General features: G+C 64.5%; 2 protein-coding genes. Both read right to left on the reverse strand.

Annotated elements, in window-relative coordinates; genetic code table 11:
- Nucleotides 1-12: 12 nt before the first annotated feature.
- Complete coding sequence (locus ACZZZ4_RS20885) at nt 13-11,739, reverse strand: BapA/Bap/LapF family large adhesin (protein WP_463548643.1); 11,727 nt, start codon at nt 11,737-11,739, stop codon at nt 13-15.
- 421 nt (nt 11,740-12,160) lie between these two features.
- Nucleotides 12,161-13,105, reverse strand: coding sequence for an alpha/beta hydrolase (locus ACZZZ4_RS20890; RefSeq protein WP_463549298.1), 945 nt, complete (start codon nt 13,103-13,105; stop codon nt 12,161-12,163).
- Nucleotides 13,106-13,143 lie beyond the last annotated feature (38 nt).

Here is a 13,143-nt window from a genome sequence, read left to right on the forward strand (position 1 = left end):
TGATGTCTTGCTTCAAACCACTTGAATGCCGTTCTGTACCCACAAGTGGTGGCTCGGATCCTCCTGTGCCGTGTATTGAACATAGTCGATGCCGTCGGCCTCTTGCGTGCCATCGGCGACCCAGCCATCGGTCATGTGCACGCTGTCCTTGTCGTCACCCTTGATCAGCAGGGTGTTGTTGTCCGAGGACGTGATCGCCAGCAGATCGCTGAGGTTCAGCGTCAGCGCAACCGCACTGGAATGGTTGAGGTCGAGAATTTCGACGTTGTGGATCTTGCTCTGCAGATCGCCGAGGTTGATCGATACGTCGCCACCGGCCCAAAGCAGGGTGTCGGTGCCGCTGCCGCCATCGACTGAGGCGAACTGCTGGTCGGCGATGATCAGCGTGTCGTCGCCCCCTCCGCCTTGCAGGGTAACGGCGCCACCGTGCGAGCCGTCGAGGGTGTCGTTGCCCTCGGTGCCCTGGATCAACTCACTGCCAGCGACATGGGCCAGACCGAGGTCATCGCTGGCCAGCGCCGAGAACGCGGTGCTGGCAAATGCGCCGGCCTTGTTCAGGTCGATGGTCAGTGTTGCGGTGTCGACCGTGCCGTTGGGGTGGGTGAGTTGATAGGTGAAGGTGTCTTCCTGACCGATCACCGCATCGGTCAGCCCGGCCTTGAGCGTGTAGGTGTAGTTGCCGTTGGCCTGAACCACCAATGTGCCGTAGTTGCCGACCAGCGACACGCCGTTGTAACCCGGCGCCACGTAACTGCCGGCGACCAGTACGCTGAGCAAGGTGTACACCGAGCCCAACACATCGGCGCCGCCGCCTGCGGTGTCGGTGAGCAGGTTGCCTGACACGGGCGTGTAGCTGCCGACCACGAACTGGTTGTTGTAGGTTGCGACGTTGATCAGGCTGGTGTTGACGCTGGTCAGCAAGCCGAGGCCGCCCACTGCCACCCGCACTTGATAGCTGCCGGCGGTCTGGTCGTCGAATTTGATCCCGTAGTTGCCACCGCCGAGGCTGACCAGCGCGTTGCCGCCGTAACTCTTGACCAGTACGTACTGGTTGGTCGCCGTGTTGAGCTTGTACAGGCCGACCGTCATCGAACCGAGCAGCGCCAGCAAGTTGCTCGAGTTGACCACCACGGTCAGGTCACTGACGGTGTCGGCCGCAACCACCGTGTTGTAGTTACCACTGCCGCCGCCCAGCAGCACATTGAACGTGCCAAGGGCAGAGTTGGTGGTGACTTCGCGGTTGATCAGGGTGACGTCAGTCGAGGCGATGTCCGCTGTGGCATCCACCACCAGTGCCGGGCTGCCAAGGTTGGCGTCATTCCACACTTCGCTGGCTTGCGGGCTGTCGATGCGCACGTACAGATTGGCGGTGTCGCTCAAGCCGTTCGGGTGCACCAGTTGATAGTTGAACACGTCGACTTTGCCGACGCTGCCGACACTGCCGTTCGGTTTGTAGCTGTAGTTGCCGTTGGCGTCGATGGTCAGCGTGCCGTACAACCCTTGCACCGTGGTGCCGGCGCCGGCGCTGACCCAGGCGCCGTTCTTGAAGATCTGCAACTGCGCGCCGTTGTCCGGGCCGGTCTGATCGGCCGTGCCATCGACGCCGACGTTGGTGATGACGTTGCCAGTCACCGCTGGCCCGGCAATGCCGTTGAACTGGGTCAGGCTGCTGACATCCAGTTGCAGCTGGGTATTGACCGTGGTCAGCACGCCGATGCCGGTGCTTGAAACCGTCAGTCGATAATCGCCTGACAGCAGGTTACCGATGTCGACCCGCACGCCTTGGCCGGCGAGCGCGATCAGGTCGAGCAGGCCGCCGCTGCCGTTGACATCCAGAGTCACCCAGTTGCCGCTGGCATCCTTGACTTGCAGGGTGTAGACCACGCCGTCGATCAGCGAGATCAGGCTGCTGGTGGTCAGCGTCAGGGTCGGATCAAGACGCGTACCGCCGGCCACGGTGAAGGTAAAGGTTTTCGAGAACCCGGCCAACAGCGTGGTGAACGAGTCGTTGAAGGTCTGCGACGCGGTGACCGGGGCCAGGGTGACGGTGCCGACGGCGAGGTTGTCGCTGGCGATAACCGGCGCATTGACGTCGACATCCGGCGCGATGACGTTGGCGGCGACCGATACGTTGCCGCGTGCGTCGCTGAGGTTGATGGTGAGTTTTTCGCCGTTGATCTGCGCACTGCTAAGGGTGACGGTAAACACGCCGAGGTTGTTGACCGTGCCGGTGCCCAGGACAGTGCCGCTGGCCGACTTGATGGTGACGGTTGCGCCGGCTTCGCCGGTACCGGTGACGCTGAGGCCATCGGCACCGACCAGCAACGCCGTGGCCGCAGCGGGCGGCGTCAGGTCTGGCGCCGTCGCGGTCGCCGCTGCCGATACGTTGCCGCTCGGATCGGCCTGGGTGACGCTGAGCACTTGGCTGTTGATCTGCGCCGAAGCCAGCACCACGGAGAAGCTGCCGTTGGCGGCGACGGTGGCGGTGCCGAGCACCACACCGCCGACGCCGCGTACGCTGATGGTTGAACCGGGCACACCGACGCCAGTGAGCAAGGTGCCGCTGCCATTGACGCTGACGCCAGTCGGCACGCCGGGTGCGGTGATGTCCGGTGCGGTCAGGCTGGCATTGGGCGACAGGTTGCCGGCCGGGTCGACCAGCCGCACGGTCAACAGCTGCCCATCCAATTGCGCGGTGTTCAGGTTGAAGCTGAACGTGCCGCCACTGCCCACGGTGGTGGTGCCGAGCAGCGCGCCGCCGGGGCCATAGACGTTGACCGTCGCACCGGCTTCGCCCGTACCGCTCAGGCTCAGACCGTTGGCCGCGAGCGTCAGACCGCTGGCCGCGATCGGCGCCTGTACGTCAGGGGCCGTCAGGTTGAATACCGGCGACAGATTGCCCGTCGGGTCGGCCTGTTGGACGTTGAGCTGTTGGCCGTTCAGTTGCGCGCTGGACAGTTGCACGGTGAAGGTGCCGCCAGCATTGACCACGGCGGTGCCGAGTACGGTACCGGCCGCATTGGTCACGCTGACCGTGGCGCCGGCTTCACCTGTGCCGCTGACCGCCAGGCCAGTGCCGTTCAAGGTGAGATTGCTCAGCGGCGCCGGCGCGGTGGTATCGGCGACGCTGAGGTTGGTCACCGGCGAAATGTTGCCTGCCGCATCACTCTGCGTAACGCTCAGCTGTTGGCCGTTGAGTTGTGCAGAGGACAAGGTCACCGAGAACGAGCCATTGCCCGCCACCGTCGCCGTGCCCAATACCGTACCGCCGACACCGCGTACGGTGACGGTGGCGCCGGCTTCACCGAGCCCGCCGAGCACCAGGCCGGCACCGCTGAGGACGAGAGCCGTCGGAGCCGCCGGAGGGGTGATGTCTGGCGCCGTGACGTTAAGCCCCGACGACGTGTTGAGTGCCGCATCGGTCTGAGTCGCATTGAGCACCTGGCCATTGACCTGCGGCGTATTGAGCTGCGCGCTGAAGGTGCCATTGGCACCGACCGTCGCATTGCCCAGCACCACGCCGCCAGCGCCGGTGATGGTCACCGACGCGCCGACTTCGCCGCGACCGGTAACCAGTGTGCCGCTGGCATTGACCGCCAGATCGCTGAGTGGCGCCGGCGCCGAGGTGTCACCTGCGGTGATTTCAGTCGGCAGCGAGGCGCCACCCAACGCAGTGTTGGCGGTGACTTCAAGGCTTTGGCCGTTGGTTTGCGCGGGCGTCAGCACCACGCTGAACGTGCCATCCGGGCCAGTGACGCCGGTGCCGATCAGACTGTTGTCAGGCCCATAAACATTGATGGTGGTGCCGATCGCCGCCGTGCCGGTCAGCGTCACGCCGTCGGCTGTCAGCACAAGATTGTCCGGCGCAGCCGGGGCTGGCACTGCTGGAACAGCCAGGATGGCGTCTTCCGAGACATTGGTTGCGACGTCGGTCTGAGTCACGGTCAACACCTGGCCGGCAGTGATGCCCGTGGCCAGATCGATCAGGAATGTACCGTTGGCCGCGACCGTACCAGTGCCGACAACATTGCCCAGCGCATCGGTCACCTCGACACTCGCGCCGGCTTCGCCGCGCCCGGCGAGCTGGCTCAGATCGCCGCTGATGGTGAGGCCGGTGACGGCATCGGGAGCGGTAATGTCAGGTGCCGGGAAGAGGAATGTCGGCGATGAGTTCTGTGCCTCGTCCGTCGCGATTACTGACAACAATTGGCCATTGGCCTGGGGCGGATCAAGTTCGACGGTGTAGCTGCCGTTGCCCAGCGCCACTGCCGTGCCCAGCACGGTACCGTCAGCCGACAATACCGTGACGGTGCTGCCCGCTTCGGCGGTACCGGCGAGCAAGGTGCCGGCGCCGGTCAGCGATGTGACCGTCGGTGCGATCGGTGCGGTGCTGTCCGGCGCGTCGACCAAGGCTGGCTCGGACAGGTTGTTTTTCGCGTCGGCTTGCACCACAGAGAGTGCGCGGCCGTCCAGCTGCGCAGCTGACAGGTTGACGCTGAAACTGCCGTCTGCGGCCACGGTCGCGGTGCCGAGCAGCACCGTGCCGTCGCGCACGGTGACGATCGCCCCGGGCTCACCGGTACCGGTCACGGTCAAGCCGTCCTGGCTGACGTTGAGATCAGCGACTGCCAGCGGAGCGGTGGTGTCGCCTGCTTGTACGGGCGCGGTTGGCGACGTGTTCGACGCCAGATCGGTCTGATTGACGCTCAACAACTCGCCATTCACCTGCGGCGGATTGAGGGTCACGCTGAACGAGCCATTGCCGGCCACGGTTGCCGAGCCCAGTACCGTGCCAGTCGCGCTGAGCACGCGCACGGTGGCGCCGGCTTCACCGGTACCGGTCAGCGTCACGCCATCGGGCGTGAGAACAAGACTGGCAGGCGCAGCAGGCACGGTGGTGTCCGGTGCAGTAACGGGCACGATTGGCGAGGGATTCCCCGCCGCATCGCGCTGGATCACTGACAAGGCTTCACCGTTGAGCAGAGGCTGGTCGAGGGTCACGCTGAAACTGCCATCGGCCGCGACGGTTCCGGTGCCGACGATGGTGCCCACCGCGTTGGTAACGACCACTTGCGCGCCAGCCGCACCGGAGCCGGTGATGAGGCTGCCGCTGGCGTCGATGTCGACATCGGTCAGTGCTGCGGGAGGCGTGCTGTCCGGTGCGGTCAGGGTGCCGGCAGGCGAGGCATTGCCTACCGCGTCCGCCAACACCACGAACAGCGCTTGGCCATCGGTCTGCGCCGGGGTTACGGACACCTGGAAACGGCCATCGCTGCCCACGGTGCCGGTGCCCAGTTCGGTGCCGTCCGCCGATGTCACGCGGACAATGGCGCCGACTTCGCCGGTACCGGTGAGCGTGTCGCCATCGGCATTCAGTTGCAGATCGGCCGGTGTCGCTGGCGGGGTCAGATCCGGTGCGGTGACCGACACCGGGGCGCTGACGTTGCCGGGTGGATCGGCCTGCTGCACGCTGAGGATCTGTTCGTTGATCTGCGGCGGATTGAGGGTGACGCTGAACGTGCCGTCGCCGAGCACCACGCTGGTGCCGAGCAAAGTGCCGTTGGCATCGCGCACGGTCACGGTCGCGCCGGGTTCGCCAGTACCGATGACCAACGCGCCGGACGAGTTGATATCGACGTTGTCCAGTGGATCAGGCGGGGTGAAATCCGGTGTGGTCAGGTTCACTGCCGGTGAGTCATTACCCGCCGCGTCGGCCTGGACCACGGTGATTACTTCAGCGTTGGTCAACGCAGGGTTCAGAGCGAGGCTGAAGGTACCGGTCGAGCTGACCACAGCGGTGCCAAGCACATTGCCGTCGCTGTCGATGACCCGCACCTGCGCCCCCGGCTCGCCGCGCCCGGTCAAGCTTGCGCCGTCGCCACCGATGCTCAATTGCGAAACAGCGGCTGGCGGTGTGCTGTCGACCGAAGTGAACGGCGTGGCTGCCGAGGTGTTGCCCGCCGCATCCGTCAGCGACACGGTCAGCGCCTGGCCGTTGGCTTGCGGCGTGGTCAGGGTGATCGCAAATGTGCCGTCGATGCTCACGGTGCCGCTGCCGATCAGCGTACCGGCAGCGTTGTACACGTTGACCGTGGTGCCGGCCTCACCGGTACCCGAGAGCAAGGTGCCGTCCGCGCTTGCCACCAGCGCCGCCGGTGGATTGGGCGCGAGCAGGTCCGGCGCGATCAGATTGACGCTGTTGGATTCGTTGCCGGCGGCGTCAGCCTGGCTCAGGCTCAAAGTCTGGCCCGAGGTCTGTGCCGGGCTGAGGGTGACGCTGAACGTGCCGTTGGCCGCCACCACGGCGCTGCCGAGAACCACTCCGCCAGTGCCGAGCACAGTGACGGTAGCGCCGGCTTCACCGCGCCCGGTCAGGGCGGTGCCATTGGGTGCCAGGCTCAGTTCGCTCAGCGGGGTTGGCGCAGCGATATCGGCAGCGGTGTAGTCAGTCGGAGAGGAATTGATGCCAGTGCTCGACGTCGCCACCGCAGACAGCTGTTCGCCGTTGAGTTGCGCGGCGTTGAGGGTGACGCTGAAAGTGCCGTTGGCCGCCACCACCGCGCTGCCGAGCAACACGCCCGAGGCATTGCGAATGCTCACGGTGCTGCCGGCGGTGGCCGAGCCGGTGAGGGTCAGACCGTCGGCGCTGAGGGCCAGATTGGTCGGTGCACTTTCCGCCAGATTGCCCGGTGCAGTTACCGGCGCCGCCGGTCCGGTGTTGCCGGCTGCATCGATCTGCACCACGGAAAGATTCGATCCGGCCACCGCCGCCGGGGACAGCGTGACGCTGAAATTGCCGTTGCTGCCAACGGTTGCGGTACCCAGCAAAACACCGCCGGCATCCCGCACTTCCACGTTGGCGCCGACTTCGCCGATACCGGTCAGGGTTGCACCGTTGGCGCTGACTGCCAGATCGAAGGCCGCCAACGGCGCGGTGCTGTCGAGGGCATTGACGATGGCCGGAGCAGACGGATTGCCCGCCGCGTCAGTAGCCGTCACGTTCAGCGCCTGACCATTGGTTTGTGGGCTGTTGAGCGTTACCTGGAACGTGCCATTCGCCGTCGCCGTGGTGGTGCCGAGAAGATTGCCCTGGCTGTCGCGCACGGTCACCGTGCTGCCGGCCTCTGCATTACCGGCCAGTTGCACGCCAGCCGCGTTCAGGGTCAGAGCGCTAGGAATCGCCGGCGCAGTCAAATCCACGGCGATGACTTCAACCGCCGTCGAAACGTTGCCCGGCGGATCCTCCTGAGTGACGGTCAGCACTTCGGCATTCAGTTGTGCTGCGTTCAGGGTGACGGTGAACGCGCCGCCGCTGCCGACCTGCGCGGTGCCGAGCAAGGTGCCGTCGGCGCTGCGCACAGACACGGTGGCGCCCGGTTCGCCGTGGCCGGTGACGGTGACGCCGTCGGCATTCACTGCGACTTGGGTCAGTGCGGCGGGTGGGCTGATGTCGGGTGCGTTGACGCTGGTCGAGGGCGAAACGTTGCCGGCAGGGTCGGTCTGGCTGATCGCCAACGCCTCGCCATTGGTCGGCGCTGGCGCCAGGGTCACAGTGAACGAGCCGTTCGCGGCAACCACAGCGCTGCCGAGCACGGTGCCGTTGGCGGTGCTGACATTCACTGTCGCGCCAGCCTCACCCGTGCCGCTGAGGGTGCTGCCATCGGCGCTGATCAGTGGATTCTGCACGGCGGCCGGCGGGGTGCCGTCGACGGTGATCACGCCAGTGGAAGTCGAGGTGTTGCCGTTGGCGTCGGTCAGGCTGACCTGCAGGGTCTCGCCGGTGTTCTGCGCGTTGGGCAAGGTGACCTGGAAGTTGCCGCTCTGATCGACCACGCCGGTGGCCAGAACATTGCCGGCGGCATCCCTGATCGTCACGGTGCTGCCGGCTTCGCCCTGGCCTTTGACCACGGTGCCGACGTCATTGATCGAAACGCCAGTCGCTGCGGCTGGCGGTTGCAGATCGCTGGCAATGATGCCGGCGGGTTGCGACAGGTTGCCGGCGGCGTCGCTCTGGATCGCCGTAAGCGCCTGGCCATTGAGCTGCGCCGGCGTCAGCGTCAGGCTGAACGTGCCGTTGCTGGCGACCAGTGCCGTACCGAGCACGGTACCTGTGGCGTCGGTGACAGTGACCGTCGCCCCGGCCTCGCCGCGTCCCGTGAGTGTCGTGCCGTTGGCATTCAGCGCCAGATTGGTCACCGCGTCCGGGGCCGTGCCATCGAGCGCCGTCACCGTGCCCGGAATCGACACGTCACCGTCGGGACTGATGGCAGTGACTTGCAGTACTTGCGCATTGATCTGTTTGGCACTGAGCAACAGGGTGAAACGGCCAAAGCTATTGATCAGCCCGGAGCCGAGCACAGCGCCGCTGCTGTTGGTCACGGTTACGGTGCAACCGGGCGTTCCGGCGCCGGTCAGGGTGAAACCGTCGGCACTCAAGGCCAGATCGGTCGGGGTCGCAACTTGCGTACCGTCCAGACCCGCCAGCGGCACGATGGGCGAATCATTGCCGCCGCCATCCGTGCTGATCACTTCCAGATTGCCGCCAGGCTCGGCCGCTGGATTCAGGGTCACGACGAAGCGGCCATCCGCGTCCGCCGTCGCGGTGCCCAGCACAGCGCCACCGCCGGCAATGCTGACGGTGACCGTGGTGCCCGGTTCGGCAAGACCAGACACTTGGGTGCCCGCCGGGTTGAGCGCGAGATCGCTGACCGCTGCCGGCGGGGTGCTGTCCGGCGCGGTGACGCTGCCGGGAAGCGAACTGTTGGCGCCGTCCGACACCACGACTTGCAAGGCTTCGCCATTGGTTTGCGCGGTATCGAGATTGACCGTGAAGGCGCCAGAGCCGTCAGCAGTTGCGGTACCGATGATGTTGCCGTCGGCGTCTCGCACCTCAACGGTATTGTTCGGCTGCGTGGTGCCGGTGACCGTCGCCCCTGCAGGATCGACGACCAACCCGGTCGGTGCGGGTGGCGCGGTGATGTCCGGTGCCGTAACCGGAGTGGCCGGCGAGGGCAGGGCACTCGCATCAGTCTGGATGACACTCAATACCTGACCGTCGAGCTGAGCCGGGCTCAGGTTGACGCTGAAATTGCCATCGCTGGCAACTACTGTCGTGCCAATTACCGTGCCGTCCGGTGCGCTGACCGTGACGGTGCTGCCGGCTTGTCCGGTGCCGGTCAAGGTCACGCCGTTGCTGGCGAGCACGACGTTGTCCGGCGCCAGCGGCGCGGTGGTGTCCGCTGCCGTCAGTGGCGCGTTGGGAGAAACGTTCACGCCATCCGATTGGCTGACTTGCAGTTGCTGGCCGTTGAGTTGCGGGCTGTTCAGCGCCACCGTGAAAGTCCCGCTGCCATCGACGATCACGGTGCCCAGCGTATTGCCGGCCGAATCCTTGACCGTCACCGTGGCACCGGGCTCGCCTGTACCGCTCAGTTCAGTGCCGCCTGCATTCAGCGTCAGATCCGAAGGGGCCGTGGGGGCCTGGATATCCGGCGCTTCAACCGGTACCGCCGGGGAGCCTGAAGGCGAGCCATCGGTCTGCACCACGCTGAGATTCTGGCCATTGGTCTGTGGCGAGGACAGGGTGACTTCGAACCGGCCGTTGCTGCCGACGACGGCTGTTCCCAGCACGGTCCCATTGGTGTCAGTGACAGTAACGGTGGCGCCGATCTGACCCGCGCCGGAGACCACGGCGCCATTGGCGGAAATGCTTACATCGGTCACGGCAACCGGTGTGGTCAGATCGGGTGCGATCACGTTGACCGGCGCCGAAGGATTGCCGTCTGCGTCGGTCTGGATCACTTGCAGCTGTTGCGCATCGGTCTGTGGAGTCGAGAGGTTTACCGTGAAATTGCCATCGGCACCCACGGTACCGGTGCCGATGATGTTGCCGGCCGGATCGCGCACGGTAATCGAAGCGCCGATTTCGCCTGTGCCGGTCAGCGTCTGCCCTTGGCCGTCGAGCGTAACGCCCGTCAGCGGCGCCGGGCCTTGCGTGTCAGGCGTTACATAGGTCAATGGGGCAGAGGTATTGCCAGCCGCATCGCTGGCACTGATCTGCAACGCTTCGCCATTGTTTTGCGGGCTGCTCAATTGCACCGTGAACGTGCCATCCGCAGCAACGACTGCCGAGCCGAGTACATTGCCGTTCGCATCGCGAACCGTGATCGTTGAACCGACCTGGCCGCGTCCTTTCATCAGCAGGCCGTCCACACTCAGGACAACGTCGCTTGGCTGAGTCAGGCCATCAAGGTCCATGGCGATAACGGTCGTTGCTGGCGACGGGTTGCCGGCGGCGTCAGTGACCAGCACGCTCAGCGCCTCACCATCGATTTGCGCGGCATTGAGTTGCACGGTGAACGAGCCGTCAGCTGCGACTAAAGCCGTGCCGAGCAGCGTACCTTGCGCGTTGGTGACGCTGACTGTGCTGCCGGGCTCGCCACGGCCGGTGACCGAGAGGCCATCGCTGCTCACGGCCAGATCCGTTGCAGCGCCGGGGCCGGTGATGTCCGGCGCATTGAAGGTCACGCTCGGTGATTGCGCACCGGCGCTGTTGACCGCAACGATACTGATGACTTCGCCATTGGCCTGCGCGCGGATCAGCGTCAGCAGGAAGGTGCCGTCAGCAGCCACCGCTGCGCGTCCGAGCAATTCGCCATTGGCGGCGCGGACTTCAATGGTGGTGCCTGCGCGAGCAATACCGGTCAGTTGGCTGCCGTCGCTGCTCAAGCCGAGATCGGTTGGCGTCTGCGGTTCGACGACTGCCGGCGCGCTGACCGTTGCGCCAGTGGATGTGTTGCCAGCCGCATCGGTGGCATTCACGGTTAGCGGCTGGCCGCTGGTTTGCGCGGGGCTGAGGGCGACGCTGAAGGTGCCGTCTGCCGCCACAACGGCGCTGCCGAGCAGGGTGCCATCGGCGGCGCGCACCTCAATGGCGGCGCCGGCTTCACCGGTGCCGCCGAGTTGCGTGCCATCGGCGCTTACGCTGAGGTTGCCCGGGGCGGTTGGCGCGGTGGTATCCGGCGCGGTGATCGAGCCGGGCGTGGACACGTTGCCCGCAGGGTCGGTGAGCGTCACGTCGAGCGGCTGGCCATTGTTCTGCGGTGTACCCAGGTCGACCTGGAAACTGCCGTCGGCGCCAACCGTTCCGGAGCCCAGGAGATTGCCCGCCGCGTCGCGCACTTGCACGACACTGCCAGCTTCGCCAAACCCAGTCAGCACGCGGCCATCGGACGATAGGGTCAATCCGGTCGCAGGCGCAGGAGGCGTTGCGTCACCAGTGCCGCCGCTACCACCTCCGCCGCCCCCGCCGCCACCACCCGTTGCGGCCGCCGCCCCACCCGCGCCCAACAGGCCGAGCCCGGCAATCGCCCACGCAGGCGTTGCGCCGTCGACCACGCCGACGCCGGCGATCAGTTCGTCCAGCGAATCGATTTCGTCAAAGGTAAAGCCATTGAACGGTTCGGCGCTGTAGCGCGCCTGCCACAGCGTCGCGTCGTCACCCTGAAAGACAATGTCATTGGGCACGCCGTCAGGGCTGGTGACAAAGAAATTGGAAATTTTGATTTGCTCGCCAGACTTAAGATTGACGATCAAATCCTGACCGCTGCGACTGGTCGACGCCAGTTGGTCGGGACGGACCGGCATTTGTACAACGGAAGGCTGATTGAGCTGAACATTGCCCCAGTTCTGGGCAGTGAGCTGAGAATTGGCTTTGTCGGCAATGACGATGTTGTCCATTACTACTCCCTGTATATGGCTGGGCGGACGTCCACGGATGGTTTTAAAACCATAGATAGGGAGTTTGAAATGAGCATGCCTGATTTCTGGCGAGTAGCCGATGTGGCGTTTTTCTAACGATCAACTGACTGAAAAATAAGGGATATCTATTCGTTACCGTTTGTCGGAACGTTGGATCCAAGCCATGATTGGATGAAACAAAATGTGTCGTTTTTCACACAGGCAAAAAACGTGGAGAAACACCGGGATTCAAAGTGCGATGAGTGATGGCTAATCAATATTGGAACTTTGAAAAGTTGACCATCCCGGCCGCAGACGTCCATCTGCGAAGGTATTAATCAATAAGCAGAGGAAGCGCGACAGGCTCTGTATAAGAAATCGGGCTGTTTCGTTTCAGCGGACTTTTCGCCTTCAAAATACTTCATGCGCTAGCTATCGATCGCCGAAGTGATCGAAGCACATCCAGCGCCGACTGATCGGTAACACACCCGGGGTATTGATCGAACATATGTGGCGCCCCAGGGTAGACGTGCAGCTCGACGGCAACCCCGGCGCGCGACAGGCGCAGGGCAAATGCAACGTCCTCTTCAAGAAACAGATCCAGGGCCCCGACCGCCAGAAACGTCGGTGGCAAGTCACGCAGATCATCCTGCAGGGCCGGAGAAAACCAGCCGATCTGCTGATCATCCAGCGCTTGGTCAGCGCGCAGGCACTGCCAGCAGAATTGGTTGGCTTGCGCCGGCCAGCCAATCACTCCGGTCGTATCGTTTTGCTGAGGCGCGGCCGGGCTGCCCGAACGGTCATCAAGCATCGGATAAATCAGCACTTGGCTGGCGATGGGGAATTCGCCGCGATCCCGCGCCACCATTGCCAGCGCTGCTGCCAGCCCGGCGCCGGCACTGTGGCCCATGAGGATTACTTTGTCGGCGTCGATATTCAGCGATTGCTGGTGGGCGAAAACCCAGGCGAGGGCGGTGTAGCAGTCCTCGAGAGGAATGGGGAAGGGGTGTTCAGGCGCGAGACGGTAATCGACGGCGACGATGATCGCCTGCAGTGCTTCAGCGAGATCGGCGAGATAATCGTCTGCCATTTCCGGGCAGCCCAAGACGAAACCTCCACCGTGGAGGTACAGGATCACCGGAAAGTGAACACCCAGTACCGCGCCGGCGGGCTGGTAAAGACACAGGCGCAGATCCTCACCGTCGTGGGCCTTTATCCATAGGCTTTCACCGCGCGCTTGTTCTGGGGATTTGAATGTCGCGTGAACACGCTCCCTGATCGCGGGCAGCGTCTCCAATGTCCAGGCTTCTGCGCCGGGGGTTAAAAAGCTGTTGAAGTCGGGATCCAGCAGTTCATGTGCTTTCACGTTCTGCTTCCTGTGTGCGAATGAACGAGCGCCTCGGA

This window comes from Pseudomonas sp. AC252 (genome assembly GCF_979258105.1).